The organism is Haloarcula taiwanensis, assembly GCA_002844335.1.
GTDB lineage: Archaea > Halobacteriota > Halobacteria > Halobacteriales > Haloarculaceae > Haloarcula > Haloarcula taiwanensis.
In genome coordinates, this window is record CP019154.1 from 1417745 (window position 1) to 1443801 (window position 26057).

The 26057-nt window shown below is 63.9% G+C and carries 29 protein-coding genes and 2 tRNA genes; 19 read left to right on the forward strand and 12 right to left on the reverse strand.

Annotated elements, in window-relative coordinates; translation table 11 throughout:
• Positions 1-58 precede the first annotated feature (58 nt).
• Complete coding sequence (locus BVU17_07320) at positions 59-547, forward strand: phosphopantetheine adenylyltransferase (protein ID AUG47341.1); 489 nt, start codon at positions 59-61, stop codon at positions 545-547.
• Here BVU17_07320 and BVU17_07325 read toward each other — a convergent pair whose 3' ends face one another.
• Positions 548-856: a cyclin gene (locus tag BVU17_07325; protein AUG47342.1), complete on the reverse strand. Its 309-nt coding sequence runs from the start codon at positions 854-856 to the stop codon at positions 548-550.
• An 86-nt stretch (positions 857-942) separates the two neighbouring features.
• Between BVU17_07325 and BVU17_07330 the strand changes: the two genes are divergently transcribed.
• Positions 943-1027: transfer RNA gene (locus tag BVU17_07330), tRNA-Leu, on the forward strand.
• Between the two features lie 232 nt (positions 1028-1259).
• The gene (locus tag BVU17_07335) at positions 1260-1448 is read left to right on the forward strand and encodes a hypothetical protein (protein AUG48859.1); all 189 of its coding nucleotides are present in this window, start codon (positions 1260-1262) and stop codon (positions 1446-1448) included.
• Positions 1449-1584: 136 nt separating this feature from the next.
• On the opposite strand, the gene BVU17_07340 is transcribed toward BVU17_07335, so the two are convergent.
• A tRNA-Leu gene (locus tag BVU17_07340) sits at positions 1585-1669 on the reverse strand.
• 131 nt (positions 1670-1800) lie between these two features.
• On the opposite strand from BVU17_07340, the gene BVU17_07345 reads away from it, so the two are divergent.
• The 3 genes from BVU17_07345 to BVU17_07355 are packed head-to-tail and all read left to right on the forward strand — an operon-like array spanning position 1801 to position 4058.
• The gene (locus BVU17_07345) at positions 1801-2301 is read left to right on the forward strand and encodes a transcriptional regulator (GenBank protein ID AUG47343.1); all 501 of its coding nucleotides are present in this window, start codon (positions 1801-1803) and stop codon (positions 2299-2301) included.
• A gap of 38 nt (positions 2302-2339) precedes the next feature.
• Positions 2340-3467 (forward strand): acyl-CoA dehydrogenase, encoded by a 1128-nt coding sequence (locus BVU17_07350; GenBank protein ID AUG47344.1) that lies wholly within the window; start codon positions 2340-2342, stop codon positions 3465-3467.
• Between the two features lie 48 nt (positions 3468-3515).
• Positions 3516-4058 (forward strand): phosphoglycolate phosphatase, encoded by a 543-nt coding sequence (locus tag BVU17_07355; protein ID AUG47345.1) that lies wholly within the window; start codon positions 3516-3518, stop codon positions 4056-4058.
• Here BVU17_07355 and BVU17_07360 read toward each other — a convergent pair.
• Positions 4037-4264 (reverse strand): hypothetical protein, encoded by a 228-nt coding sequence (locus BVU17_07360; protein AUG47346.1) that lies wholly within the window; start codon positions 4262-4264, stop codon positions 4037-4039. The genes BVU17_07355 and BVU17_07360 overlap by 22 nt on opposite strands.
• Before the next feature lie 97 nt (positions 4265-4361).
• Between BVU17_07360 and BVU17_07365 the strand changes: the two genes are divergently transcribed.
• On the forward strand, positions 4362-5171 hold the full coding sequence (locus BVU17_07365; protein AUG47347.1) for a 3-methyl-2-oxobutanoate hydroxymethyltransferase: 810 nt from the start codon (positions 4362-4364) through the stop codon (positions 5169-5171).
• A 6-nt stretch (positions 5172-5177) separates the two neighbouring features.
• On the opposite strand, the gene BVU17_07370 is transcribed toward BVU17_07365, so the two are convergent.
• Positions 5178-5897 (reverse strand): cytochrome c oxidase subunit II, encoded by a 720-nt coding sequence (locus BVU17_07370; GenBank protein ID AUG47348.1) that lies wholly within the window; start codon positions 5895-5897, stop codon positions 5178-5180.
• 176 nt (positions 5898-6073) lie between these two features.
• Here BVU17_07370 and BVU17_07375 point away from each other — a divergent pair, with 176 nt between their 5' ends.
• Together BVU17_07375 and BVU17_07380 are read left to right on the forward strand one after the other, a co-directional pair.
• A complete protein-coding gene (locus BVU17_07375) occupies positions 6074-8356 on the forward strand; it encodes a cytochrome C oxidase subunit I (protein AUG48860.1) in 2283 nt (760 codons plus the stop codon).
• Positions 8357-8359: 3 nt separating this feature from the next.
• Entirely contained in the window at positions 8360-8881 is a 522-nt protein-coding gene (locus BVU17_07380; protein ID AUG47349.1) for a hypothetical protein, read from the forward strand.
• A 22-nt stretch (positions 8882-8903) separates the two neighbouring features.
• Here the strand turns inward: BVU17_07380 and BVU17_07385 are convergent, their stop codons facing one another.
• A complete protein-coding gene (locus tag BVU17_07385; GenBank protein AUG47350.1) occupies positions 8904-9719 on the reverse strand; it encodes a cox-type terminal oxidase subunit III in 816 nt (271 codons plus the stop codon).
• A gap of 105 nt (positions 9720-9824) precedes the next feature.
• Between BVU17_07385 and BVU17_07390 the strand changes: the two genes are divergently transcribed.
• The 4 genes from BVU17_07390 to BVU17_07405 are packed head-to-tail and all read left to right on the forward strand — an operon-like array spanning position 9825 to position 13980.
• Positions 9825-10940, forward strand: a complete 1116-nt coding sequence (locus BVU17_07390; GenBank protein ID AUG47351.1) for a biotin synthase BioB — start codon at positions 9825-9827, stop codon at positions 10938-10940.
• A gap of 2 nt (positions 10941-10942) precedes the next feature.
• Positions 10943-12025 carry a transcriptional regulator gene (locus tag BVU17_07395; protein ID AUG47352.1) on the forward strand — a complete coding sequence of 361 codons (1083 nt, stop codon included), beginning with the start codon at positions 10943-10945 and terminating at the stop codon, positions 12023-12025.
• A 21-nt stretch (positions 12026-12046) separates the two neighbouring features.
• Positions 12047-13249 carry an 8-amino-7-oxononanoate synthase gene (locus tag BVU17_07400; GenBank protein ID AUG47353.1) on the forward strand — a complete coding sequence of 401 codons (1203 nt, stop codon included), beginning with the start codon at positions 12047-12049 and terminating at the stop codon, positions 13247-13249.
• Entirely contained in the window at positions 13246-13980 is a 735-nt protein-coding gene (locus BVU17_07405; protein AUG47354.1) for a dethiobiotin synthase, read from the forward strand. The genes BVU17_07400 and BVU17_07405 overlap by 4 nt, the downstream gene beginning before the upstream one ends.
• A gap of 194 nt (positions 13981-14174) precedes the next feature.
• Here BVU17_07405 and BVU17_07410 read toward each other — a convergent pair whose 3' ends face one another.
• Together BVU17_07410 and BVU17_07415 are read right to left on the reverse strand one after the other, a co-directional pair.
• The gene (locus BVU17_07410; GenBank protein AUG47355.1) at positions 14175-15251 is read right to left on the reverse strand and encodes a hypothetical protein; all 1077 of its coding nucleotides are present in this window, start codon (positions 15249-15251) and stop codon (positions 14175-14177) included.
• Entirely contained in the window at positions 15248-17353 is a 2106-nt protein-coding gene (locus BVU17_07415) for an acetyl-CoA synthetase (GenBank protein AUG47356.1), read from the reverse strand. The genes BVU17_07410 and BVU17_07415 overlap by 4 nt, the downstream gene beginning before the upstream one ends.
• 133 nt (positions 17354-17486) lie before the next feature.
• Between BVU17_07415 and BVU17_07420 the strand changes: the two genes are divergently transcribed.
• The 5 genes from BVU17_07420 (at position 17487) to BVU17_07440 (ending at position 21831) form a co-directional block, all read left to right on the forward strand.
• On the forward strand, positions 17487-17876 hold the full coding sequence (locus BVU17_07420; GenBank protein ID AUG47357.1) for a hypothetical protein: 390 nt from the start codon (positions 17487-17489) through the stop codon (positions 17874-17876).
• Positions 17877-18054: 178 nt separating this feature from the next.
• On the forward strand, positions 18055-18588 hold the full coding sequence (locus tag BVU17_07425) for a DNA starvation/stationary phase protection protein (protein ID AUG48861.1): 534 nt from the start codon (positions 18055-18057) through the stop codon (positions 18586-18588).
• A gap of 440 nt (positions 18589-19028) precedes the next feature.
• Positions 19029-19613 carry a hypothetical protein gene (locus BVU17_07430; protein ID AUG47358.1) on the forward strand — a complete coding sequence of 195 codons (585 nt, stop codon included), beginning with the start codon at positions 19029-19031 and terminating at the stop codon, positions 19611-19613.
• A gap of 78 nt (positions 19614-19691) precedes the next feature.
• The gene (locus BVU17_07435) at positions 19692-20171 is read left to right on the forward strand and encodes a hypothetical protein (GenBank protein AUG47359.1); all 480 of its coding nucleotides are present in this window, start codon (positions 19692-19694) and stop codon (positions 20169-20171) included.
• Positions 20172-20259: 88 nt separating this feature from the next.
• Positions 20260-21831: a 2',3'-cyclic-nucleotide 2'-phosphodiesterase gene (locus BVU17_07440; protein AUG47360.1), complete on the forward strand. Its 1572-nt coding sequence runs from the start codon at positions 20260-20262 to the stop codon at positions 21829-21831.
• Here BVU17_07440 and BVU17_07445 read toward each other — a convergent pair whose 3' ends face one another.
• The 4 genes from BVU17_07445 to BVU17_07460 all read right to left on the reverse strand — a co-directional run bounded on the left by BVU17_07445 (position 21832) and on the right by BVU17_07460 (position 25419).
• Positions 21832-22212 carry a nucleic acid-binding protein gene (locus tag BVU17_07445; protein ID AUG47361.1) on the reverse strand — a complete coding sequence of 127 codons (381 nt, stop codon included), beginning with the start codon at positions 22210-22212 and terminating at the stop codon, positions 21832-21834.
• Positions 22209-23360, reverse strand: coding sequence for a 3-ketoacyl-CoA thiolase (locus tag BVU17_07450; GenBank protein AUG47362.1), 1152 nt, complete (start codon positions 23358-23360; stop codon positions 22209-22211). Before BVU17_07450 ends, BVU17_07445 begins: the two co-directional genes overlap by 4 nt.
• Positions 23361-23424: 64 nt before the next feature.
• Positions 23425-24252, reverse strand: coding sequence for a hypothetical protein (locus BVU17_07455; GenBank protein ID AUG47363.1), 828 nt, complete (start codon positions 24250-24252; stop codon positions 23425-23427).
• A 6-nt stretch (positions 24253-24258) separates the two neighbouring features.
• Positions 24259-25419, reverse strand: coding sequence for a Fe3+-hydroxamate ABC transporter substrate-binding protein (locus tag BVU17_07460; GenBank protein ID AUG47364.1), 1161 nt, complete (start codon positions 25417-25419; stop codon positions 24259-24261).
• A gap of 143 nt (positions 25420-25562) precedes the next feature.
• Here BVU17_07460 and BVU17_07465 point away from each other — a divergent pair, with 143 nt between their 5' ends.
• Positions 25563-25748, forward strand: coding sequence for a hypothetical protein (locus BVU17_07465; GenBank protein AUG47365.1), 186 nt, complete (start codon positions 25563-25565; stop codon positions 25746-25748).
• On the opposite strand, the gene BVU17_07470 is transcribed toward BVU17_07465, so the two are convergent.
• Entirely contained in the window at positions 25745-26056 is a 312-nt protein-coding gene (locus tag BVU17_07470; GenBank protein ID AUG47366.1) for a hypothetical protein, read from the reverse strand. The genes BVU17_07465 and BVU17_07470 overlap by 4 nt on opposite strands.
• Position 26057 lies beyond the last annotated feature (1 nt).

Below are 26057 nucleotides of genomic sequence, written 5' to 3' on the forward strand. Positions count from 1 at the left end.
CAAGCGAGCTGTTTCGCAAGTCGATATTACTAAACCTACCCGTGCCGTTGCCCGGGATATGAATGTCGCGCTGGGGGGAACGTTCGACCCGATTCACGACGGACACCGCGCGCTGTTCGAACGCGCATTCGAACTCGGGGACGTGACAGTCGGCCTCACCAGCGACGACCTCGCGCCGAAGACGCGCCACGACCAGCGCCACGTTCGCCCGTTCAGCGAACGGCAATCCGCACTCGCCGACGAACTCGCGACGCTCGCCGCTGAGAAAGGGCGCGAGTGGGAGGTCCGGGAACTCACCGAGCCGACCGGCATCGCCACGGAGCCGCAGTTCGACACGCTCGTCGTCTCGCCCGAGACAGAGACTGGCGGCCGCCGAATCAACGAAATCCGCGAGGAACGGGGCCACGACCCGCTCAAAATCGAAGTCGTCCCGCACGTCCGCGCCGAAGACGGCGACATCATTTCGTCGACCCGGATCGTCAAGGGCGAAATCGACGAACACGGGAACCTCACCCCGAACCGCACTGGCCGACAAAACATTCCGTAGCTACCAGCCCGGCGCTTCGAGTCCGGCTGTCTCCAGCAGGTCCTTCCAGCGTTGCTGAATCGTCAACCGGGAGACGCCCGTCGCCTCTGCGACGGCTGACTGGGAGCGCTCCTCACCGGCAACCAAGGCACCGACGTACACGCTGGCCGCCATCGTCGCCTGTTTCGATCGGTCTTCCTCCGGGACTGTCGAGAGAAACAGGTCGACCGCGTGGGACCGCGCCGCCGTCCCGAGGTCGAGCCTGTCCGACGCTGTTTCGATGTCGGACAACCACGTATCGTGCTCGATGCGGTCACTGGCGCGGTACATATCACTCCATTGCTCCCCCTCCCACCTAAACCTTCGTCGCCGGCAAGCGAAGGGTTCTTGATGCCAACGCGGATATCGACTGGTGCGCGCGGGTTGCCGAGCCAGGCCAAAGGCGTAGCGCTTAGGACGCTATCCCGTAGGGGTCCGCCGGTTCGAATCCGGTCCCGCGCACTTCTCGGCTTGAACAACTCGTGAGTGGCGTGAATGCGGAATGAGGATTCGAACCCTGCAAAGAACGCGCAGCGAACCGTTGTGAGCGAGCATTTCTTGCTCTGGTTCGAATCCGGCCTGGACACTCCGACTACAGACTCCGCCCTCGGTGTCAGACCTGATTCCCACACCGCAGGAATCGCAACTGCCGCTTATGAGGAATGTCCGCCTCGTTCCAAACGAGGGACTGACGATGTCGGTGTATGACCCACTCCGTGACCCGTCTGCTCGCCCCGCGGGAGCAACTCGCTTCGACTATGCGGTCGACGATGCGGACAACCCGACGGAGCTCACCGTCTTCAGCGATCAGGACGGTGAGCTCCCGACTCACTGGATTTCGGTCGACATCGAGCACGCTGTCGCGCTCGACGAGATGCGGTGAGCGAGGCGTGCGCTCGCTCGGGACACGTCTCTCGATTTCTTGAGAACGGACTGGACGGCGAACGCTCTGGAAGCGTTGTGTCCGAAGTAAGTTTGCGTGGGTGCAGTCCCAAGGGAATGCACCTGCACTCTGAGAGTGCGTGGGACCGGATTCGAACCGGCGGACCCCTACGGGACAGCGCCCTCAACGCTGCGCCGTTGGCCTGGCTTGGCTACCCACGCGCGCTCTTGCTTAGTGCATTCAACTGTTCCCGGTGGGTAAATAAAAGCGCTTTCGTTTAGAGCCGCCCCGGGAGGGTGTGACACTCGGTCGAACCGGACGTTTGAAATATCACGAAACCGCTACGGGGGGCATGGCCAAATACTCGACCGGCAGTGGTGGCGACAGCGCCGGCGGGAGCTGTGAGCTCTGCGGTAGCGACGGCGACCTCCAGACCGCGAACGTCGCTGGTGCGACCCTTCAGGTGTGTGACAGCTGTGCACGTGACCACGGGGAAAACGAGCGAACGACGGGTAGTGACAGCTCGCGCGACGAGCAGAACCGGAAACGCAAAGCCGCACAGAACGCGGCGAAGCTACAGGACGCACAGCAAGCCGACACGTCTCACTGGGAGGACGGCGCTGATTACGACGACGACCAGCTCCCGTATCTGGTCAGCAAGTACGGCGAGCGCGTGACAGAGGCGCGCCAAGACGAGGGACTGCAGACGAGTGAACTGGCCGAGGAGCTCGATCTGGACGAAGCGGACATCCTCGCTGTCGAGCAAGGGCGCGCGACGCAGGCGAACGTCGGCGGGTCGACGATCAAGGCGCTCGAACAGTACCTCGACATCGACCTCGTCGAGTCCAGCTGACCCCCTGATATTTTGCCGACTCCGGCGTAACTGTCGGTATGGATCTCTCCGCTGAGCAGCGAGCCATCCGTGACACCGTTCGAGAGTTCGCCGTCGAGGATATCCGCCCGAAAGCCGCCGATGCCGACCGTGAGCAGTCCTTTCCCGAAGAGTGCTGGGACGGGCTCGCAGATATCGACATCACTGGACTGACGACGCCAGCCGAATACGGCGGCTTCGACGCCGACAAGCCGACGTACGCGCTGGTCAACGAGGAACTCGCGTATGGGTCGCTTGCGGTCGCGACGGCGCTGTCTGTCCACTGCCTCGCGACCTCATGTATCGCACAGTTCGGCTCCAAGGCAGTGCAAGACGACTGGCTCCCGGAGATGGTTGACGGCCGCCCGGTCGGCGCGTTCGCGCTCTCAGAACCACAGGCGGGGTCGAATCCGCGGGAGATGTCAACGACCGCTCGACGGGACGGTGACGAGTACGTCATCAACGGCGAGAAGCAGTGGATAACCAACGGCAAACGGTCTGGCGTCGTCATCGTCTTCGCGAAGACCGACCCCGACGACCCCGACTCGATAACGCAGTTTCTGGTGCCGAAAGACACCGACGGGCTCACCGCCGGCGAAAAAGAGGACAAGCTCGGCCTCCGTGCGAGCGACACGACCCCCCTCCAGTTCGACGGCGTCCGCGTGCCCGAGCGCTACCAACTGACTGAGGAAGGCAAAGGGCTGGCCGCAGCGCTGTCGATTCTGACGACCGGCCGGGTCGCTATCGCCGCTCAGGCGGTCGGCCTCGCACAATCCGCGCTCGACGAGGCCCTCGACTACGCCACGGAACGCGAACAGTTCGACCAGCCGATCAGCGAGTTCCAGGCGATTCAGCACAAACTCGCGGACATGGCGACGAATGTGCAGGCCGCGCGATTACTGACGTGGAACGCCGCACAGCAACTAGAACGCGGCGAGCAGCCGAGAGCGGCAGCGAGCATGGCGAAGTACTTCGCAAGTGAGACAGCGGTCGATGTGGCGAACGAGGCGATCCAGATCCACGGCGGCTACGGGTACACGACCGACTACCCCGTCGAGCGCTTCTACCGCGACGCGAAGGTGACGACTATCTACGAGGGGACCAGCGAAATCCAGCAAAACATCATCGCACAGGACTTGCTGGAGTGAGTCCAAGAGTGCGAAGCGGTTTTGCGGGCGTCGGCCGTACCACTGTATGTGACACACGACGCCGTCATCTACGACCTTGACGGGACGCTCGTCAGGCTGGCTGTCGACTGGGGGACGGTGACCAGCGACGTTGCGACGGTCCTGCGCGACCGAAACGTCGACCCTGGGGCCCGCGACCTCTGGGAGATGCTGACGCTGTCCTCGGAGACTGGCCACCGTGACGCCGTCGAAGCGACGATCACCGACCACGAGCGGACCGGTGCGCACGAGTCGGAGCGACTGGCGCTCGCCGAGGGGCTCCCACACAGCGTCCCTGTCGGCGTGTGCTCGCTCAACGCAGAGGAGGCGTGCCAGCTGGCGCTGGACGTTCATGACCTCGACAGTTACGTTGGCCCGGTCGTCGGCCGTGACACCGTCGCGTCATCGAAACCGGATCCGGAGGGACTGCTGGCGATCGCCGACGAAATCGGGGTCGATCCCGGTGCAGCCGTATTTGTCGGCGATTCAGAGAGCGACGCGACGGCCGCCCAGCGGGCCGGGATGGCCTTCGAGTGGGCGAGCGAGTTCGATCAGGCCCGGTACCGCGCGTAGAGGTAGACACAGACGGCCGTCAGGAACCAGATGAGCGCGCCGACGCGGACCGCGAACAGCGCCCGCGCGGTCCATGTCTGAAGCGTGACCGCGGTCGACGCGAGGACGACGAGCGGCGAGCCGACGAGAATCGTCGTCACGAACGTGACCTGCATTACCCACCCGAAATCTACGCCGTCCGGGTCCGTCTTCTCGACTGTTGGCACGTCCGATGGTACAGCTAGGTGGGGCAAGCGCCTTGCGATTTCCTGACCGAGTCGCGCAACCCGAACAGGTAAGGCGGAGGCGCGCCCCCGCTCGGATATGCCAACTGTCCGGGATCTGCAGGCGATGGCTGGTGAGGAGCCGATCACGATGCTGACAGCGTACGATGCCGTGACCGCGAGCATCGTAGATGACACCGGTGTGGACATCATTCTCGTAGGCGACAGTATGGGGAACGCCGTTCTCGGTCACGACGACACGCTCCCGGTCACCCTCGACGAGATGGCGTCCCGGGTCGGCGCGGTCGCACGCGGCGCAGACGACGCCTTGGTCGTCGCCGATATGCCGTTTCTCTCCTTCGGCGCAGACGAGAGCGAGAGCATCCAGAACTGCGGACGAATGTTGAAAGAGGAGGGTGCGAACGCGGTCAAGCTCGAATCAGGGCCACATACGGTCGAGCTGACTGAGCGACTGACGGAGCTGGGCATCCCGACGATGGCCCACCTCGGGCTCACGCCCCAGAGCGTGAACCAGACCGGCTACACCAGACAGGCGACCGGCCGGGAGGAGGCCGAGGAAATCCTCGACCTCGCGCGAGAACACGAGGCCGCCGGCGCGTTCGCGCTGGTGCTCGAACACATCCCGGCCAACCTCGCCGCTCAGGTTACTGAGACCGTCGACATCCCGACCATCGGCATCGGAGCCGGCGGCGACTGCGACGGCCAGGTGCTCGTGTTCACCGACGTGGTTGGCCTCTCTGAGCGGAGTCCCCCCTTCGCCGAGCAGTTCGGTGACGTTCGCGGTGAGGTGGCCAACGCTGTCGACGAGTATATCGACGCCGTCGAGTCTGGCGAGTTCCCGGGCGAGTCACACAGCCACACCGAAGACGAACTCGACGACCTGTACTGAGAAGGCTCAGCCCGCCGTGGCCGTCCGGTTCTCCAGCCAGGCGTCGTAGGCCGATTGGTTCTTGACGACAACAGTGGCGTCCATCTTGCTGTGGCCGGCCCCGCACATCTCGGCGCAGTACAGCCGGTACTCGCCGGGGTCAGTGGCGCGCGTTCTGGCTGTCATCGTCCGGCCGGGGAAAATATCCTGTTTGACGCCCAGTTGCGGGATGTAGATCGCGTGAATCACGTCCGTCGTTTGCAGCCTGAACGTGACGTTCCTGTCCGCGGGAAGGACCAGCCGTTCTTCAGTCGTGACGTTCGCCTCTGCGTAGGAGAACTCCCAGCCCCACTGGTAGGCGAGCACGTCTATCTCGGTGTCGTCCGCGAAGGCGTCGTCCCCGTCGGCGGCCTGGGCCGCCGCGGGCGTGATGTAGGGGTTCGCCATCACCACGAACGCCGAGACGCCGACGAAGACGAGTATCGCGCCCGTCGCGGCCGTCCAGGTCACCTCTAGCGCCGGGTCGTCGACCGTCGGTTGCGGGTCGTCGTTGTTCCGGAACCGGTAGATCACGTACACGAGCGTGAGTTCGACGAACAATGTCAGCGGCAGAGCGACGTACAGGAGCTGTTCGTTGAGGTCGTCGATAGCCGCCCTGTTGACCGACTGCGCTGTGGCCGGCGCAGCAAGTAGCGAGAGTCCGACCACGACAAGACTTGCCTGTATCACGCGCCGTCGGAGACGCATTGTCACACTGTACCAATTCGCATGTCAAATAACTTGCCCAAGCCACGGACATAGAGGCCGTTACTGCTACGGACCCAAGCCCCCTGCGTAGTTTTATGACCGTGGGCCTGTCAGAAAGTGGTAACGTATAGCATGACTGACCGAGCACTCGTCCCGGCGTGCCGAGCCACAGACAGATGCTGAACAGGGCTATCGTCGAGGGGACCGCCCTGGCCGTGCTGGCGCTGGCGGTGCTTCTTCTGTGGCTCCGGGAGCGGCAGAAAGCACGACCGGAGAGCGACGGCGGCTACACGACCCGAGAGGAGATTGAATTCGAAATCGGTCGACTCCAGTCTGAAGTGTACCGCTGGCTGACGACAACGGACCACCGGGATATCGGTCTGCTCTACATCGCGTTCGGCACTGCCGCCGGTCTATGGGGCGGTGTCGACGCGATGATGCTCCGGACAGAACTGCTGACGCCGCCGGCGGACATCTGGACGCCGGAAACGTACAACGCGCTGTTTACAACGCACGGGCTGACGATGCTGATATTCTTCGTCCTGCCCGTGTTCTTTGGCATCGGGAACTACGTCCTGCCGCTGCTCATCGGGGCCGACGATATGGCATTTCCGCGGGTCAACGCCGTCGGGTTCTGGCTCTTGCCCCCGGCGCTGCTGCTCGTCCGGATGGGCCTCCTGATTCAGGTGCTCGGCCAGGTGCTGAATCTGGTCCTCCCGGCCGACGCCATCCGGTTTTTCCTCACGATGCGGGAGGTGAGCGTCGGCTGGACGCTGTACGCCCCGCTGTCGGTCCAGCAACCGAACCCACAGATTGACCTGCTGTTGCTCGGCTTGCATCTCTCCGGCATCGCCACCACGGTCGGAGCCATCAACTTCATCACCACAATCGTCTACGAGCGCGGTGAGGGCGTCAGCTGGGCAAATCTCGACATCTTCTCGTGGAATATGCTTGTCACAAGCGGGATTGCGCTGTTCGCCTTCCCGCTGCTCGGGAGCGCTCTCGTGATGCTCCTGCTCGACCGAAACCTCGGGACGGCCTTCTTCGCCACCGAGGGCGGCGGTGCCATCCTCTGGCAACACCTGTTCTGGTTCTGGGGCCACCCCGAAGTGTACATCCTCTTTCTCCCGGCGACGGGGCTGATGAGCCTCATCCTGCCGAAGTTCGTCGGCCGCAAACTGTTCGGCTACCAGTTCATCGTCTACTCGACGCTGGGGCTCGGCGTCCTCTCCTTTGGCGTCTGGGCCCATCACATGTTCACGACAAGTGCTGACCCGCGGGTCAAACTCTCCTTTATGGCCGTCTCCATCGCCATCGCCGTCCCGAGCGCCATCAAGGTGTTCAACTGGATCACGACGATGTGGGAAGGGGACATCCGGCTGACTGCGCCATTTATTCTGTGTGCCGGCGGCATCGGGACGTTCATCGTCGGCGGCGTCACCGGCGTGTTCCTCGCCGTCATCCCCGTCGACATCCTCTATCACGGGACCTACTACGTCGTCGGGCACTTCCATCTCATCGTCGTCGGTATCATTCCGTTCCTGATGATCGCCGCGAGCTACTACTGGTACCCGCTCATCACCGGCCGGTGGTACGACACGCGGCTGGCGCGGTTCCAGTCGCTGCTCATCGTCTTTGGCTCGTTCGTGACGTTCATGACGTTGCTGGTCATCGGCGGGCTGGGGCTCCCGCGGCGGCAGGCCATCTACCCGCCGGAGTACCAGTTCGCCCAGCAGATTGCGACGGTGGGCGGCTACGTCATCGGCCTGAGCGCCCTGCTGTGGCTGTACAACATGCTCGTCTCCTACTGGCGGGGGACGCCCGTGACGACGACGGACCCGTGGGGGCTGAAGGCGACGAACCAGTTCACCCGCGAGTGGCAGTGGTTCGAACAGCGGCTGATGGACAAGTACGACATGGAGCCGACGGAGCCGGAGACGACGCGGCGCTCCTACGCCCCTGAAGCCGAACCGACTGGGCTGGCCGGCGGCGTCGGCACCGTCGCCCAGACGGTCTCTCGGAACGCCTGGATGGCCGCAGCCGGCGGCTTCGTCGGGACAGTCCTGATGAGTGGCGGACTTATTACAGCGATACTCATCGGCGTCCTCGACCCCGTCTCGTTCGGTGAAATCGCCGAACTGGTCGGACTGCCCGCGAGCCCGGCCATCGGCGCAGTCCTGTTCCTCATCGGCGGGACCGTCACCTGGCCGCTCCTGTTCCTTGCGTTCTCCGACTACCTCCCCGGTCGCCTGCTGTTCGAAACCGGGCTGGTGTTTGCGACGCTCATCTCCAGCGGGTTCGCCATCGCCTTCTACACCGGCCAGAGCGGGCTCGCGTTCGTCGGCTACCTCACCTTCGTCGTCGTCTCCCACTGGGCGTACGGCATCGGGCTGACCGTGACCTTCCAGTATCTCAAATCGGACGAGGTGCTACAGACCCGGACCGATGGGGGCGGCTGACAGATGAGCGACGGCGCTGACTCGTTTGTGTTCCAGTATCTCGCGCCCTTCGTCGGCGTCCTGCTCATCGCAGTCGGTATCGCCGGAGCCGTGCCCGGCGGCTACGCAATTATCGAACCGGAGCTGGAGAACTGCGGAAACCCGACTATCGGCGTGGAAGGGCCGGAGGAGACCGCCGAGCGGTTCGGTGGGGACGAGGGGCCGCGGCTCCCACAGGTAACCTTCGAAGACCTCTCTTCGGCAGAGCAGACGGCGTTTCTGACGGCTGTAGACGACCCGGTCGGTGAGGAACAAGTCGTCGGTAGCGTACCCAACGCCGATGCTTTCCGTCGCGGGTCTATCGTTACCTACGAGGGCGAGCGGTACTACGTTACTCTCGTCGCCGAGAACACCTGTTTCGCGGCCGCGCCGCTCCAGTTTCCGCTCGGCGTGTTCGCCATTGCGCTGGGCTTTCTCGGCATCTTGGCCCCGCCCCTGTACCGGCGACTGGTGCGGCTAGAACAGCGGGCCGGCCGGTCGAAGTAGCGACCATACACTCGGCGTTCATTCAGAGCGCAGCGCCGACGTAGAGGACGACAACGAGGACCACCCACACGAGGTCGACGAAGTGCCAGTAGAGCGACGTGGTCCGGATAGCCGTGTCCCGCTCGGGCGTGTAGTGGCCCCGGAGCGCGCGACCGAACGCGATACCGAGCAGCAGGACGCCGAGCGCGACGTGCAGGCCGTGGAGGCCGGTCAGGCCGTAGAACGCGCTCCCGAACGCCCCCGAGCCGATGCCGAAGCCCTCCACGGCAACGAACTCGTAGTACTCGTACACCTGTCCGCCGAGGAAGACGACGCCGAGCGCGAGCGTCACCCCGAGCAGGCCGAGGAACCGCTTCCGGTTTCCGTCTTCGAGTGCCTCATGCCCGTAGTGGAGCGTCACACTGCTAGCGAGAAGTAGCGCCGTGTTGACGACCACGAGCGAGCCGAGCAGCGGCGGGAGGTGGGCCGGCGGCCACGACCCGGCCCGGATGACGGCGTAGTAGACGAAGCCAGCGGCGAACGTCGCCACGTCGGAGACGAGGAACAGGATCATCGTCGTGGCGTACAGGTCTGCGCTGGAGTCTCCGGGCCGCTGCAGGTAGTCGGCGATGAACGCCTCGTTGGCCCAGCCAGCGAGCCCCGCGACGAGACCGCCCGCGCCGAGTACGCCTAGCGCGAGCGGGACTACGGTCGGAACCAGGTCCAGCCCGACGAACACCAGACCAACGCTCAGATACAGCGACGCGGCACCGATTGCAGCGACGAGCGGCCATCGACTCCGGTGTTCGTGGCCGTCTTCGGCGACGTGTTCGGTTCCCGTCTCCGTCGAACCAGCCATGCGGGTCTGTAGCACCGGGGCTGGTAAAACCGTACCCCCGCGGCTGACACATCCATCGCCGGACTCACCCGAATCTTTATCAGACCGTCAACCGACACCGAGAGTGTGGTTTACGAGACGGGCAACCAAACGGTAGACGACGCCGTCGCCCGCGTGCTTGACGGCGAACGCCTCGACCGCCGGGACGGGCTAGCACTCATCGCACAGCCGGTCGACGACCTGGCGGCCGGGGCCGACTACGTCCGCACGCAACTGGGCGACGACACGGTTGATGCGTGTTCAATCGTAAACGCCAAAGCCGGCAACTGCGCGGAAGACTGTGGCTTCTGCGCCCAGTCGGTCCACTTCGACACCGGCATCGACAACTACGGCTTCCTCGGCCCCGAGAAGATACTGGAGGCCGCACAGCGGGCAGAGCGCGACGGCGCACAGCGGTTCGGAATCGTCGTCGCCGAGAAGGGCGTCTCGAAGGAGAACCGCCCGGAGGAGTGGGAGGAGGTCCTCGAAGCCATCCGCCTCGTCCGTGACGAGACGGACGTGGAGGTCGACGCCAGCCTCGGCATCCTCACGGAGGAGGAAGCGGCGATTCTGGCCGACGAGGGGCTGAACCACTACAATCACAACATCGAGACCTCGCCCCGATACTTCCCGGAGGTCGTCCAGACCCACACCTTCGAGAAGCGGGTCGAGACGCTCCGGGTCGCCAAGGACGCCGGCATGGACCTATGTGCCGGCGTAATTCTTGGGATGGGCGAGTCCCCGACGGACCGAGTCGACGCGGCGATGGCCCTGCAAGATATCGGGATCTCCTCGCTTCCGGTGAACATCCTGAACCCGGTCGCTGGAACCCCCATGGCCGAACAGGGGCTGCCCGACATCACGACCGAGGAGGTCGTCAAGACCATCGCAGTGTATCGCCTGCTCCATCCCGAATCCCGCGTGCGCCTGACCGGCGGGCGCGAGGTAAATCTCGATACGGACGGACAGGTGGCCGCACTGGAGGCCGGCGCGGACGGCATTCTCACTGGTGACTACCTCACTACTGAGGGCCAGACGGCCGCCGACGACCTCGAAATCATGGCGGAGGCCGGGCTCGAACCGAACACCGAAGCAAACGAGTTCGACCCCGAGGCGGTCAAAGAACGCGCGACCGACGAGACAGACACCGAGACGGCGGCAGGAACAGCACAGACCAAATCAGAGCTCAAATCCGACGACTGACAATGGACGACATACGCTTTGCAGTGCTTGGAACCGGTGGTATCGGACGGCGGACGCTCGAAGTCTCACAGCACAAGGACGGCCTCACCGCCGTCGCGGCCTGTGACCGCAACGGCGTGGCGATCGACCACGACGGTCTCGACGTGGACGAACTGCTGGCGGCGACGGAAGGCAATATCGCGAGTGGGCCACAAGACGGCGGATTCGACGACGACGTTGCGACCGACGGCGGCGCGGCCGCCGCCAAATCCGACGGCGTCAAACAGCACGGCGAGGAGGCCGGCATTATCGCAAGCGAACAGGGGAAACCCACAGAAACGCCCATCGACGACGTTATCCACGAGAGCGACGCTGTCGACGCCGTTCTGCTGGCACTGCCGAACCTCGAACACGATTTCATCCCGCGCGTGGCCGAGCGCTTCGCTGAGGCCGACTACGAGGGAGTCATGATAGATGTGCTCAAGCGCTCCCGCGTCATCGGGATGCTCGACGACCGCGAGGCGAAACTGAAGGAGTCGGGCATCACGTTCGTCTGCGGGGCGGGCGCGACCCCCGGCTTCCTGACCGGCGCGGCGGCGCTCGCCGCCCAGTCCTTCGTCGAGGTCGAGGAAGTCGAGATCTGGTGGGGCGTCGGCCTCAAGTCCGGCTACGAGGACAACCGGGGGACGGTCCGGGAGGACATCGCCCATCTCGACGGCTACGACATCGAGACAGCCCGGGAGATGAGCGAAGCAGAAATCGAGGAACTCATCGACGAACACGACGGCGTGCTTGAGTTCCACGACATGGAGCACGCCGACGACGTGCTACTGGAGCGTGCGGGCATCTGTGACGCCGAGGACGTCCACGTCGGCGGCGTCCTCGACGTGCGCTCGGACGAGAAACCGACCACGACGACGGTCAGCGTGACGGGCACAACATTCGACGGAGAAACGGGAACGAATACCTTCGAATTGGATGATGTGACGAGCATGGAGGCCAACGTCAACGGGCCGGCACTGGGTTATCTGAAAGCCGGCGTCCGCAACAACCGCGCCGGGCACTACGGTGTGTTCGGCCCTGCCGACCTGATGCCCGGCTTCTGAAACCGCTTGATTCTGTTTTTCATGACTCACGGCTTCGATTTGAACGACCGACTCGAACAGCGCGAGGCACAGAACCTCCGCCGGCATCTGGAAGTCGCCGAGTCCGTCTCGGCGCGGACCCGCTTTGCCGACGACCCGAAGGGAGAACCACCGGAATTCGGGGACGAGGCCGCCGTCTTCGCCTCGAACAACTACCTCGGGCTGGCCGACGACAGCCGGGTCCAGCGAGCGGCCGAACTTGGCGCACGGACTGTCGGGACCGGCGCAGGGGCCTCACGGCTGGTCACTGGTGACACGCGGGTCCACCGCCGGCTGGAGCGCGACCTCGCGGCCTCGAAACGGACCGAGCGAGCCCTGGTGTTCTCGTCGGGCTACGCGGCCAACATCGGAACTATCGACGCGCTGGCCCCGGATGTCGTCTTTTCGGACGAACTGAACCACGCCTCGATTATCGACGGCTGTCGCGTCGGGGCGAGCGAGACGGTCGTTTACAACCACTGCGACCCGGACGACCTCCGGGCGAAACTGGACACGCGAGCGGCCGATGTCGACGGGGACGAACAGTGGCTCGTGGTCACCGATTCTGTGTTCTCGATGGACGGAGATATCGCGCCCCTGTCGGCTATCTGCGACGCCGCCGACGAGTACGGCGCGTGGGTGATGGTCGATGAGGCACACGCGACGGGGTTGTTCAGTGACAGCGGTGGCGGTGTCGTCCAGCGCGAGGGGCTGAGTGACCGCGTCGATGTGCAGTTGGGCACGCTCTCGAAGGCATTGGCGAGCCAGGGTGGCTATATCGCCGGCGACGAAGTGCTTATTGAATACCTGCTGAACGCCGCGCGGTCGTTTGTCTTCTCGACCGGCCTATCGCCACCGAACGCCGCGGCGGCTCAAGAGGCGCTGCGAATCGCTCGCGAGACTGACCGTACGACGGCGCTCTGGGACACCGTGGCGACACTCAGGGACGGGCTGGAGACCATGGGCTACGAGGTGCTTGGCGAGACGCATATTCTTCCGGTCGTCGTCGGCGACCGTAGCGACGCGCTGGAGCTGGCCGACCGCCTGCGCGACCACGGTATCGTTGCCCCTGCGATTCGGCCGCCGACGGTACCAGAGGGGACCGCTCGTATCCGGGTCGCGCCGATGGCGACACATACCGACGACGACATTGCGCGGTGTCTCGACGCTTTCCGAACCGCGGGCAAAGCGGTGGATGTGCTATGAGCGACACAAGTGGGGATTCGGGCTCTGACCGCGGGACTGGCCACATCGCTGCGGACGGCGTGTTTGTCGTCGGCACCGACACCGGCGTCGGCAAGACGGTTATGACCGCCGGGCTGACGGGCTGGCTACGGGACGCGGGTACGGAGGCGGTCGCTATCAAGCCCTGCCAGACCGGACATCCGCCGGACGACGACGCGGCGTTCGTCGAGTCCGTCTGCGGGACCGCGGACGCCGCAGTCTGTCTGGAACGGTTGTCGCCGCCACTGGCACCGGAAGTGGCCGCGAGAGAATCAGCCGAGGATGTCACGCTTTCCTACGAGGCGATTCGCGACGGGGTCGCCGACATCGTAGCAGGGAGCGAGACAGCCGTCGTCGAAGGTATCGGCGGCCTGCGTGTCCCGCTGGCGGACGGTCGAGAGGTCATCGACCTCGTCGGGGATGTCGGGCTTCCTGCGCTGGTCGTCGCCCGTTCGGGGCTTGGCACGCTCAATCACACGGCGCTAACAGTCCAGGCGCTCCGCCGGAGAGGCGTGCCAGTCGTCGGTGTCGTGCTCAACGAATACGAAGGTGCGACGACCGCAGAACGCACGAATCCGGAGGTAATCGAGCGGATGACTGGATGTGCCGTCTGGTCCGTTCCACCGCTTGACATCGAACCGGCGGACTGCGTGGTTGACGTCCTCAGAACGCATCTCCCGCAGTCAGTGTTACAGCCGGCTCTCAAGCAGTAGCTGTCGGTGCGTTGCCCAAGGGGATGGAACGGGGGCAGACCCCCGTCGTGTGACACTACGGAGCCGGTGAGGCTCCATCTGATGCTTGACTACCGATCACTAAAATAGTAAGGCACGTTTCATCTGGAGATTACCCCGTAGCGCGGGACCGTGTTCCGTTAGGAACGAACTAACCCCCAGCCGAAACGACGGTCCTACAGATCGACTGACAGCAGCGTTTCGATGTCGACACCGTCGTCAAGTAGCGTCTGCATACGGTCGACCGTTGCCTCGTTGCGCGTCTGCCCGGTTCGAAGTACCTCCTCAACCCTGTCTATCGTCGTCCGCGTATCCGACTGGACTGACAGCACTGGGACGTTTTTCTCGGCCGCCTGTCCGATAACCGCACTGGGGGGCTGGAACCCACCTGTGAGAAGGAGCGCCTTGATACCGGACGCTTCGAGGGCCGCGGTCTGGACCTCTGAGCGGTCACCGCCGGTGACGACGACGGCATCGCGCGTCCGCCGGAAGCGTTCGAGCGCGCTGCTCCCGCTCATTGCGCCGACGCTGAACCGCTCGACGTGTACGTCGGTGTTGGCATCGCCAGTGAGGATGTCCGCGCCGAGATTCCGGGCGAGGTCGGCAACGGTGACGCCGGCGAGCGAGCGGTCACGCGGCAGAATGCCGTGGACTGGAATCCCCTCGCCTTCGAGGAACGGAACCACGTCGTCTGCGAGTTCATCGACCGTCGCGTCGGTGACGCCGTTGAACAGGACGCCGTCCAGCCGGTCGCCGATTGCCCGGGCCGCAGACAGAATTTCGTCTGTGTCACTGGGCGTGTCGTAGCCGGTGACTAACAGCACGCGGGCGTCGAGCAGCTCCGCGATATCGATGTCAGTAAGATCGACGATACTGCCAGTCGCCAGATCGCTGCTCCCTTCGACAAGGAGCAGGTCGGTCCCGTCCGAGCACGCCTCGATACCCTCCTGCAGTCGCTTGCGGAGGTCATCCGGGTCCTCACGCCCGCGGATGGCTTCCTGAATGAACGTCGGCGAGTAGACGATGGGTTCCATGTCGTGGAGGTCGGTCTCCAGATCGAGCAGTTCGCGGGCGAGCATCGGGTCCTCGTCCCGCGTCTTGCCGACCGCGCTCCGCAGGCGCGTTCCCTTGGGCTTCATGTAGCCGACGTCGTAGCCCGCGTCGTGGGCGCGCGTCGCTAGCGCGAGCGTGATAGCCGTCTTGCCGATACCTTCCTCCAGTGACGTGACGAGTAGCGTGTTCGTGTCGGTCATAGTTTCTCCTGGTCGAGGGTGAGCCGCAGGTCGACCGCCTGCACCCCGTCGGGCGTCGCGACGAGGGGGTTGATGTCCAGTTCGACGATAGCGGGGAAGTCAGTGACGAGTTGCGAGAGCCGCTGGATGGTTTCGACGAGCGTCGCTTCGTCGACGGGGTCGCGGCCCCTCGCACCGCGCAACAGCGGTGCGGAGTCGATGTCGTCGAGCATCCCTCTTGCCTCGGTCTCGCTGACAGGGGCGACACTGACAGTGTTGTCTTCGAGCACCTCGACGAAAATACCGCCGAGGCCGAACAACAGCAGTGGCCCGAACTGCGGGTCGCGGTTCATTCCGAGGATCGTCTCGACGCCGTTGTCGAGGTCGACCATCTCCTGTACCTGAACGCCGAGAATCGTCGCGTCCTCCTGATAGTTGCGCGCCCTGACGACGAGGTCCTCGTAGGTATCTCGGACGTCTTCGACGGGGACACCGACCTCGACGCCGCCGATGTCCGACTTGTGCAGGATGTCCGGGCTGACGATTTTCATCACCACGTCGTCGCCGATCTCCTCCGCGATAGCCTCTGCTTCGACGGGTGAGGAGACGACATCGCCCTGCGGTGTCGGAATCCCGTACGCGTCAAGCAGTTCCATCGCTTCCACACCGAGCCGATTCGACCCGCGCCGGGCACCGGATTCGAGTATCTCGCGGGCCCGCTCGCGGTCCACGTCGAAGGTCGTCGGCTCCTCGTACTCGGTCGCCCTGATCTCACGATAGCGTCTGAGCGCGTCCAGACTCCCGACGGCGCGGGCCGGGTCGAAGTAGTTCGGCACGCCCGCCTCGCTCAGGACGTTCGCACCGGCATCGACCGACTTCCCGCCCATCAGTGTCGCCGCAACGGGCTTCTCGAACCGCTCCTGCTGCTCGACGACGCGTTCCGCGAGTTCCTCGAAGGAAAGCACTGCTGTCGGGCAGGCAACGACGACGGCCATCGAGACATTGTCGTCCGCCAGCACCGTTTCCAGTGCTGTCTCGAAGCGTTCCGCAGGCGCATCGCCGATGATGTCGACTGGGTTGTAGATGTTGGCCTCGTCGGGCATCTCCTCGCGGAGCCGGGAGAACGTCTCGTCACCGAACTGCGCGAGTTGCAGGTCCGAGTCGCCGACCGCGTCGGTCGTCATCACGCCGGGACCGCCGGCGTTCGTCACGATAGCGATTTCGTCTCCGTCCGGGAGCGGCTGGCCCGCGAGAATCTGGGCGTAGTCGAACAGTTCCTGTACGGATTCGACGCGGAGCGTCCCGGCTTTGTCGAGGCCCGCCTCGTAGGCCCGCTCCGATCCGGCCATTGCGCCGGTATGGGAGGCCGCCGCGCTCGCACCCGCGTCCGTCCGGCCGGACTTGACGAGGACAATCGGCGTGTCCTGTGTCACCTCACGAGCCGTCTGTACGAACGACGACCCGTCGTTGATGTCCTCAAGATAGCCCAGGATAACGTCGGTATCGGGGTCGTCGCCCCACTCGGCGACGAAGTCGCTCTCGTCGAGTACCGCCTTGTTCCCGAGCGAGACGATGTCTTTGAAGCCAACGTCGCGCTCGGCGGCCCAGTCCAGCACGGCGGTGATGAACGCGCCCGACTGGCTCATAAAAGAGATGTCGCCGTCGCTGGCCATCACATTGCCGAAGGTGGCGTTGAGCCCGACGGGTGTCGACATCACGCCGAGGCTGTTCGGGCCGACCAGATTCAGGTCGTATTCGCGGGCCGCCTCGCGGAGCCGTCGCTCGCGTTCGGCCCCGTCACTGCCGGTTTCACCGAAGCCAGCAGTAATAACGACGACGTTTTCGATACCCGCTTCCCCGGCGTTCTCGATGACATCGACCGCCACCGTCGGCGGCACGACGACGACGGCAACATCGACCGACCCAGGGTCATCCAGGCCGGCGAGGTTGTCGTAACACAGCAATCCATGTACTGCCTCTTTGTTCGGGTTCACGGCCACGACCTCCCCTGTAAACGAATCAAGCAGGTTCGTGGTGACCGCGTGACCGACGGACCCCTCCGAATCGGTCGCCCCGACCACTGCGACACGTTCCGGCGCAAACAACGTCGATAATCGTCCCATGCCTCTACTCGGTGGTTACAGTGGGGCCCGAATATATGTGTGGGGAACTCCCAGCGAGCGGGAATCTAGACGATTCATTACCGCGATTTCGGTGTGACGGTGTTTTTGTTCGTCACTCCCGTAGCGGCGTCCGATGACTGACGCAACACTCCTGGCTCCGTTTGACGACACGGTAGTCCGTGGAGTTGCGGAGACGAACAGGGTCGACGAGAAGCAGTTACGATCCGCGCTCGCCGACCACCAGCGAACGATGCGCGAGAATCCGGGTGTCGAGGACCTCGTTTACGAATGGCGAAAGCGATTCGACGACGTAGTACTACACCGCACTCCAGAGACGTTCTTCGTGGCGGTCAGAGAAACCGTCTGGGAGGAGTATGGCACGCATCTCGGCCTCGACGATTACCTGCTCGCTGCGGTCGTCGCAGTCCATCAGGAGCAGGTCCTCCGTGAAACAGCGGTCGAGAGCGGCGCTATCGGTGAGAACGCTGTCGCGCTGGTTGTTTCCAGGCCGTCGCCCCAGTAGGCGTCTTCCCTCTTATATCAGGTGTCAAAGCCGGGCCAAAGCGACAGTTGTGATTGATGGATAATATTTCACTTCAAGCAACCAGCCATTCCATCTGAGAATATAATTTTTGGGTTCCCGAAAACATATTTTCACAAAACAATCTTTAAGTGGCTTCCACTTATACGATAAAATGACCATGCCAACACAAGAGCACGTCCGACGCGAGTTCGGGGAAGTCGAAGAGAACGAACTCCGCCTCGACAAGGAGAAGTCCGAGCAGGTAATCAACGCGCTGAATCAGGACCTGGCAGACACGTACACGCTGTATCATCAGGTCAAGAAGCACCACTGGAACGTTGAGGGTGCTGAGTTCCGCGACCTCCACCTGTTCCTCGGCGACGCCGCCGAGCACGCCGAAGAGGCGGCCGACGAGCTTGCAGAGCGAGCGCAGGCTCTCGGTGGCACGCCCATCGCCGGTGGCAAGGCACAGGAAGAGCACGCATCGGTAGAACCGGAAGGGCAGGACGTGTACGACATCCGGACGTCGCTCGAAAACGACCTCGAGATGTACGGCGACGTCATCGAGTCGCTCCGTGACCACATCGATCTCGCGGAGAACCTCGGCGACCACGCCACGGCGCAGATCCTCCGTGAAATCATCGTGCAGACGGAAGAAGACGCCCACCACATCGAGCACTACCTCGAAGACGACACGCTCGTCATGGACTAACTCGGCACAAGCCTTTCTCTCTCAGTTTCTCCTCCCGGATAGTTCCCCATTTACCACGGGGAGTACAGCGTGAGGTGAGTCGCTCCGGCAGGGAGCAGTCCGAAACGCGAAGGAATGAGAAACGCGAGCGGGGACGAACGGACTATCGTCGAAGGTCGACAGTTACGTCGGTCGAAATCCAGCCGTCTCGGTTTCCGTCTTCGGTGAACACGGTTCTGTCAGCACCGCTGTCCAGTGCTGCAACGTCCGGGCGATCCTCGGAGGCCTCGACATCGTCCGTCTGTGATGGCATTACCAGAGTTAGGCACCCCTAAAGCTAAAAGGATTTTGGTTGGCCTAATCACCCGTGGACACTAGCCGCCGGCACCGCGACGGAGGCTCCCAGACGCTGGCCACTGCTACGGCGCGGCCTTTAGTACCCGAGGCGACAAGGGAGAGGTATGAGTTCGGACGACGACCTTACCGCTCTGATTACGGACCTCGTCACGACGCTACAGGAGCTTGAGACGGAGGTCGAGCCCACGACCGACAGCGGCCTGCCGAGGCCACCGACGCCAGGTGAACTCCTCCGGTTCACTAGCGACGTGACTATCCCTGCAGTCATTCTGGTCCTGAAGACCAATATCGAGGCGCTGAAACTCCTCCGGCGCGCCCTCCGGATGGCCGAAGGCCGGCCGACATCGACCGGCTCCGCCTCCGACGAAGTTCGACAGCGTGCGAGTGAACTGAGTCGGGCCACGCTCTCCCGTCTCGACGGTGCACTGACAGACCTCCAGCAGGCTGTGGAAGGAACGCCGGAAGACGAAGAGGCCCGCGAGCTCATTCAGGAAGCCCAACAATTGCGTAATCAGATCCGAGATCGGTTAGCAAATGAGCCGGGGGTGAGTGACGAGATGCACTCCGAGCAGGCTACTGACGTGCCAGTAGACGTAGATGCCGAGCTACGGTCGATAAAGGACGAAATCGATGGTCCGGATAGGGGCGATGACGGTACCGAAAACGGCGATGGAAGCGATGAGGAATAACGGATTTCAGTACGGCGCGAAATCATACTTCATAAAACATAATGATTTATTATAGTACAAGTATAGATATGAATACCCATGTCCAGCTCTACCGCTCCGGGTGGTCGACGGGCGACTCTGTTCGTCCGGTCTGACCTCCCAGCGCCGTCACGGAAACGCTGTAACGCTATCGAAGGCGAACTCCGGGAGCTGGTGTGCCGTGGCGTACTCACTGAGGTTGAGACGGTCGAGTGGGCGAAACGCGTCCCGTTACAGGGCTCTGGTGACGGACCCGAGCGAACCCTCTACAACGAGTTCGCGGAGTGGGCCCGCGAGGCCGGGGTCTGTCTCGCACCGTTTTTCGACACCCGCCTCTGTTACAGTTCGACGACGGGTGAGAAACGCCGGGAACTCGTCATGCCGGCCGTCTGCCTCGCAGTCTACGAGGGCGGCGACCTCGTACAGGTGGCTCCCTTCGCTGACGCGGGCCGGGCGGAATCTGTCGAGGAGTGCATCGCGGAACTCGACGAGACGGGGACCCTCCCGGACACCGGTTCGACGACTGTCTCGACCGTGTGATACACCCCGCCTCGCCGCGTCTGTGACCCATCAGTACTCTTGCCGCGACGCAAAGTATGAAGTCCTGTTTGTAATATAACACATCTATATGACATATCAGGCGACACGTCGTGACGTACTCGGGACGGGCGCGGCCGTCCTGGGCAGCCTCGCAGTCGGCTCGACGACCGCAAGCGCCGCGTTACAGACCGACGGGACCACCGTCACGTTCCTGCACGACACCCACGTCCACGGCCGGTTCGCCAACGCCGGCGCGGACGGCCTCAACGTCTCCCGGTACTTCGGGCTGATGAACGACATCGCCGAGGACACGGACGCCACGCTCCGGGTGGGCAACGGCGACGACCTGGCGTCGTCGGTCCTGTCGGCGGTGTTCGACGGGCGACACGTCGTCTCGACGTTCAACGCCGGCGGCCTGGACTTCGACACCTACGGCAACCACGACTTCGACATGGGACCCGAGGTCCTCCGCGAGCGGGTGGGAGACAGCCTCTTCACCTGGGTCAGCGCGAACGTCCGCGAGGGCGGGGCCGTCTTCGCTGCCGACCAGGGCGCACAGCAGTACGTCCTCACAGATGTCGGCGGCGTTACGCTGGGTATCACCGGCCTGATTACGCCGGAAGCCCCCGAAATCACCTCTATCGGGGAGAACACGGAGGTCCTGGACCCGGCCGCCGCACTGCAGGAAGTGACAGAGCAGATACAGTCCGACGGTGCCGACGCGACCATCGTGCTCTCCCATCTCGCGAGCGAAACCGCACGGACCGTCGCCGAGGAGGTCGACGGCGTCGACGCCATCATCGGGGACCACGCCGCGACGGTGCTGGAAGAACCGGCGGTGGTCAACGACACCGTCCTCTCCTTCGTCGGCGACGAGTACGAGTACCTCGGCGAGTTGGCGCTGGGTATCGGCGACGACGGCGTCACGGACCACGAGTTCGCGCTGCACGACGTCGGGGCGTCCTCGGCCGGCACGGACCCCTTCGTCAGCCTCGTCCAGGACCACTACGAGACGCAACTGGAGCGGCAACTGGACGTAGTCATCGGGCAGACTACCCAGCCGCTGGACACCCGCCAGTCGGTCGTCCGGGCGCGGGAGTCGAACATGGGGAACTTCGTCGCCGACACCATCCGGGCCGATGTCGAGGCCGACACCGCGCTGATGAACGGCGGCGGCATCCGGACGGACACGCTGTACTTCGAGGACGCGAGCGAGGACAACCCCGCGGACATCACGCGGCGCGTGGTCGTCGACATACTCCCGTTCCCGAACAACGTGGTCGAACTGGAAATCACGGGCGAGACGCTGCTCGCGGCGCTGGAAAACGGTGTCAGCCGCATCGAAGAAGGAGCCGGCCGGTTCCCGCAGGTCAGTGGTATCACCTACACCTACGACCCCACCGCGGAGAGTGGCGACCGTATCATCGAAGCCACGGCGGGCGGCGAGCCGGTCGACCCGGCGGCGACGTACACGCTGGCGACCAACGACTTCGTCTCCGGCGGCGGCGACGGCTACAGCATGCTCAGTGACACCACCGTCCTCGTCTCCTCGAACGAGGGGGCGCTCCTCTCTGACCTCGTCATCAACACTATCGAAGAAGCGGGAACGATTTCGCCGACGACGGAGGGGCGTATCACCAGACAGGGCGAGGAGAACTAATCAGACGGGGTCCCAGCGGTAGCCGTCCCAGTCCTGGCTCTCTGGCACCTTGATGCCTGCGTCGGGGTCGCGGAGTTCCTCGACGTAGACGGGTTCGACCGTGTCGCCGGTCTCGACTTCGTCCGTGGTCACCTGTCCGAGCGCGCGGACGAACTCGTCGCTCGCGCCGTCGACGTCCGTGATGTCGAACTCGACGATAGCGAGCGTGTTGGGCTCGCGGACGCCCGGCGGCGTCGCCGTCGAGTGGGTCCAGGTGACGACCTCGCCGGTCCGGTCCGAGAGGTCGAAGGTCTCTTCCTGGGGTTCGCCACACTCCGGACACAGCGGATGGGTGGGGTACGAGACGTGGCCGTTCGAGCACATGCCTGCTTCCAGCGTCATTCTGCGGCCTCCATGATGGTGGTGATGACACAGTTGCCGAAGCCGCCGACGTTACACGCCAGGGCGGTGTCGGCCTCGACCTGCCGCGGCCCGGCCTCGCCGACGAGCTGTTCGTATATTTCGACGCCCTGCGCGACGCCGCTGGCCCCCAGCGGGTGGCCCTTGGACTTGAGGCCCCCGGAGGTGTTGATGGGCAGGTCGCCGTCCTTGGCGGTCGCGCCATCCATTGCCAGCTCCCAGGCCGTGCCCTGGTCTGCGACGCCGATGCCCTCTAGCTGGAGGAACTCCAGAATCGTGAACATGTCGTGAAGCTCGGCCACGTCGAGGTCGTCGGGGCCGAGGCCGGCCATCTCGTAGGCCTGCTCGCTCGATTCGACGACCCCGCCCATGACAGTCGGGTCGTCGCGCTCGTGAACGACGTGGGTGTCGGTCGCCCCGCCGATGCCGGAGACGACAGCGTACTCGTCGGTAATCTCTTTGGCCCGTTCCTCTGTCGTGAACATGAGCGCGGCGCTGCCGTCCGTGATCGGACAGAAGTCATACAGCCGCAGTGGGTCAGCGATGATCGGCGACTCAAGCGCTTTCTCCATCGTGATTTCCTTCTGGAACTGCGCCTTGGGGTTGTCCACACCGTTTCTGTGGTTCTTGACCGCGACCCGGGCGAGCGACTCCCGCGGGGCGTCGAACCGCTCCAGGTAGTGCCGAGCAGTCATCCCGGCAAAGGAGGGGAGCGTGACGCCGTGTTTGTACTCGTCGGGGTGGGTAATCGAGGCGATGATGTCGGTCGCCTGGCCCGTGGTCTTGTGGGTCATCTTCTCCGCGCCGACCAGCAGCGTCATCTCGCTGGCCCCGCTGGCGACTGACTGCCAGGCCTCGTAGATACCGGCCCCGCCAGAAGACGAGGTCTGGTCGACTCGCTCGCTGTAAGCCGGAAGCACCCCCAGATCGTGGGCCAGCAGGTTCATGATGCCCGTCTGGCCCTCGAACTCGCCGCTCGACATGTTCGAGACGTACAGGTGCTCTACGTCGTCGGGCGCGACGCCGGCGTCCGTGAGACACTCCTCGCCCGCCTGCGAGAGTAACTCACGGATCCAGGCGTCGCGTTGCCCGAACTTCGTCATTGACGCGCCGATTACTGCGACTCCCATACCTGTGCCGTCACAGGGGTCTCGTGTATGTATTACGGTCTGACCTATAGAGCGAGTGTAATGTTCAGGCAGTCGTCGTAACGACCGATAGCCCCTCGGCGGGTTGGTCGCCGGCCAGTGAGACGAGCAGCCGCCAGCCATCCGCAGTTCGCTCCGCTTGTGCCATCTGTGGCGTGATACTCGTCCGGCGCAGTAGCTCGACGGCAATCGGCAACACCGGACAGCGAAGGTCCGACAGTGTCGGGCGATAGTTCTGTAATGTGATATATCTGGCACAGCGGCCGGGACCGACGGCTGCGGGTTCGATTGCTGCCTCGTCGACAAGTCCCGCTGCTTCGAGGTCGGCGACGGCGTCCCGAACCGGTTCGGGCCCGCTCGGCTTGCGCGGTAACTGTCCGGCGGCTTCGCGGAGGGTGTCCGCCTGTACTTCCGGGTCGAGATTGTCGGCGATCGCCGTGGCCATACTTTCGAGCATCGCCAGACAGAGGCGCTCGCGGTTCTCCGTCTCCTCGGCCGCTTCGAGGTAGCTGTCGATGACTGCCTGCTCGACGGAGCGATGACGGCCCGACAGCACCTCGAACAGCGACCCGGCGACCGTATGGCAGTACTCCGGGAGCGACGACGGGCCAGTCCTGACGGCATCGGTCCCCCACGGCGCTTCACAGACGATGAGGCCGTGGACGGTGACGCGGGGGTCGTAGCGACGGAGGGCACTTCGGTATGCGGTCGCGACGCTGGCCGCTTCGGCAGCCGTCTCGCGGTCCGGGAACTGCATTCCTGACACTGGGAACGGCGGCGTGCCCGTTCTGGCGCTGACGACGCGGTACGGCCCGACAGCCACACTGAGTTCCGAGAGCCTATCACGGATGTCTGCGAGCGTTCGTCCGACCATGAGTCCTTACAGGTCTCCGGCGACGATGTCGGCGACGCGCTGGCGGTCGAATAGCTCCCGGTCCACGTCGTACACCTGCGATGCTGCCCGCTCGGTGACGACCAGATTCGTTATCGGCCCCTGGTACAGCGGCCCACCGCGGAACACGTTCCCGTTCTGTACTGCCGTCAGTTCGCTTCCAGTCTCATCCGATTCGAGGTAGCTGACGACTGTGTCCTCGAACTCCGCGCGTGTCTTGGTCTCGTGTCCGCGCAGGAGCATGTACTCGGGGTCGATGTCAAGTAGCGTCTCGAAGTCGACCGTGCTCCGGTCTGCGTGGAAGTCCCTGACATCAGTTTTTGCGAACGCGTCGCGAACGCGCAGGTCCCGCCACTGTTTGAAACTGGTCCCGTCCTCGATGAGGTACGGCGAGAAGCTCGTCGGCTCGTTGCCCCCGGCCCACATGATGGCCACTTCCGGCCGGTCGGAGTTCGAGTCCGGAACGATGTCACCCAGACCCGTCCGGAACTCCTCGTGGAGGGACTGGAACGCCTCGAACCGGTCCGTTCGCTGGAACGCCCGGGAGAGTTTCTCGAAGGCTTCGTACAGCGTGTAGTAGGTGTAATCGTGCCACGTGTAGCCCGTCGAGAAGATACTGTTCCCGAAGAATGGCGCGATCTGGGACTCGATTTCCTCGATGTCCGACCGCTCCCAGGACCCGCGGCTCTGCAGGAAGTTCGGGTCCATGACGTGGATATCAGCGTCTATTTCGTAGAACTGCTCCTTGCCGACACCGCTGTCGCCCCACAGCTTCCTGAGCGAGCTCCCGTCGACGCTGACGCCCGGTATCTCGTCGTAATACTGGGTGTGGTACCGTGAGGGGAGCCAGACGCCCTCCGGTGCATCGAGGCCGAGCGCGATTCCCATGTCGGCCCAACTTCCGTTGTTTGCGACCCAGCCCTCCGGCACTGACTCGAAGGAAACCTCGCCGACTGGCTCCATCGAGACGGAGTAGCCCGAATCCGTCGGTTCTGCGGCCGCAGTCGACTCCGCGGCCGACGTACCGGACCCCGTTGGATTGTCAGTCGTCCCCTCACTATCGCTCCCGGTCTCCGACTGCCCTGAACAGCCGGCGACGGCACCTGCCAGCCCGGCACCGGCCGCAACGATGTACTCTCGTCGGTCCATATATTTTTAGGCTTGCCTAATTGGTTTAAATCTTCCTATATTTAGGCAGGCCAAAAACACCCCGAATCGCCAAACGACACTACTGCCCCCGGCAGTGAGAATCCACACAAAGTATATCCGTGTGTGCTAACCACACACGGAATATGCAGGAGGCTTGGCTCCAACTACAATGTCCGGCGTGTTCGGTTGCCTGGGAAGCGCAAGTAACTGATCTCTCTGCCCCGGAGACGCAGTTCGCCTGTGACGACTGTGGGGCCGAGCGGTCGCTGTCGGAGTTTATGCGGACCACCCGCGACCTCGAAGTGCTGCAGGAGTTTACCGAATCCTAGTATCGCGCTCGCGCCGCCGCCTTCCACTCTTCGCCGCGTTTGACATTGTTCGGAGGGCGGCGTTTGCCCACACTCGCCAGCCGTCCTGCCAGCGTCCACTCATCGGCGTATTCAACCGTCTGCCGCTGTGCTGTTGCCACAGCAGCCCGTTGGCGGTCAGTCACGTGGGCGCTAATCGCGGCGGTGATAGCCGCCGCCTCGGCCTGTGATGCGTCCGCCGGTATCGACAGCGACAGGTCCTCCGGCCCCTCGCTGCCGGTTGTCAGTACCGACTCCGCGTCCGACTGTGGGGTGTTGCGAGTCGTCATG

Coding starts and splice junctions, on each gene's coding strand:
- BVU17_07415 (AUG47356.1), bottom strand. CDS start 17,353: ATGGGACGATTATCGACGTTGTTTGCGCCGGAACGTGTCGCAGTGGTC.
- BVU17_07445 (AUG47361.1), bottom strand. CDS start 22,212: ATGACGCTGGAAGCAGGCATGTGCTCGAACGGCCACGTCTCGTACCCC.
- BVU17_07380 (AUG47349.1), top strand. CDS start 8,360: ATGAGCGACGGCGCTGACTCGTTTGTGTTCCAGTATCTCGCGCCCTTC.
- BVU17_07405 (AUG47354.1), top strand. CDS start 13,246: ATGAGCGACACAAGTGGGGATTCGGGCTCTGACCGCGGGACTGGCCAC.
- BVU17_07420 (AUG47357.1), top strand. CDS start 17,487: ATGACTGACGCAACACTCCTGGCTCCGTTTGACGACACGGTAGTCCGT.
- BVU17_07425 (AUG48861.1), top strand. CDS start 18,055: ATGCCAACACAAGAGCACGTCCGACGCGAGTTCGGGGAAGTCGAAGAG.
- BVU17_07345 (AUG47343.1), top strand. CDS start 1,801: ATGGCCAAATACTCGACCGGCAGTGGTGGCGACAGCGCCGGCGGGAGC.
- BVU17_07400 (AUG47353.1), top strand. CDS start 12,047: ATGACTCACGGCTTCGATTTGAACGACCGACTCGAACAGCGCGAGGCA.
- BVU17_07370 (AUG47348.1), bottom strand. CDS start 5,897: ATGCGTCTCCGACGGCGCGTGATACAGGCAAGTCTTGTCGTGGTCGGA.
- BVU17_07395 (AUG47352.1), top strand. CDS start 10,943: ATGGACGACATACGCTTTGCAGTGCTTGGAACCGGTGGTATCGGACGG.
- BVU17_07325 (AUG47342.1), bottom strand. CDS start 856: ATGTACCGCGCCAGTGACCGCATCGAGCACGATACGTGGTTGTCCGAC.
- BVU17_07385 (AUG47350.1), bottom strand. CDS start 9,719: ATGGCTGGTTCGACGGAGACGGGAACCGAACACGTCGCCGAAGACGGC.
- BVU17_07365 (AUG47347.1), top strand. CDS start 4,362: ATGCCAACTGTCCGGGATCTGCAGGCGATGGCTGGTGAGGAGCCGATC.
- BVU17_07430 (AUG47358.1), top strand. CDS start 19,029: ATGAGTTCGGACGACGACCTTACCGCTCTGATTACGGACCTCGTCACG.
- BVU17_07440 (AUG47360.1), top strand. CDS start 20,260: ATGACATATCAGGCGACACGTCGTGACGTACTCGGGACGGGCGCGGCC.
- BVU17_07435 (AUG47359.1), top strand. CDS start 19,692: ATGTCCAGCTCTACCGCTCCGGGTGGTCGACGGGCGACTCTGTTCGTC.
- BVU17_07465 (AUG47365.1), top strand. CDS start 25,563: ATGCAGGAGGCTTGGCTCCAACTACAATGTCCGGCGTGTTCGGTTGCC.
- BVU17_07470 (AUG47366.1), bottom strand. CDS start 26,056: ATGACGACTCGCAACACCCCACAGTCGGACGCGGAGTCGGTACTGACA.
- BVU17_07455 (AUG47363.1), bottom strand. CDS start 24,252: ATGGTCGGACGAACGCTCGCAGACATCCGTGATAGGCTCTCGGAACTC.
- BVU17_07320 (AUG47341.1), top strand. CDS start 59: ATGAATGTCGCGCTGGGGGGAACGTTCGACCCGATTCACGACGGACAC.
- BVU17_07335 (AUG48859.1), top strand. CDS start 1,260: ATGTCGGTGTATGACCCACTCCGTGACCCGTCTGCTCGCCCCGCGGGA.
- BVU17_07375 (AUG48860.1), top strand. CDS start 6,074: ATGCTGAACAGGGCTATCGTCGAGGGGACCGCCCTGGCCGTGCTGGCG.
- BVU17_07460 (AUG47364.1), bottom strand. CDS start 25,419: ATGGACCGACGAGAGTACATCGTTGCGGCCGGTGCCGGGCTGGCAGGT.
- BVU17_07410 (AUG47355.1), bottom strand. CDS start 15,251: ATGACCGACACGAACACGCTACTCGTCACGTCACTGGAGGAAGGTATC.
- BVU17_07450 (AUG47362.1), bottom strand. CDS start 23,360: ATGGGAGTCGCAGTAATCGGCGCGTCAATGACGAAGTTCGGGCAACGC.
- BVU17_07350 (AUG47344.1), top strand. CDS start 2,340: ATGGATCTCTCCGCTGAGCAGCGAGCCATCCGTGACACCGTTCGAGAG.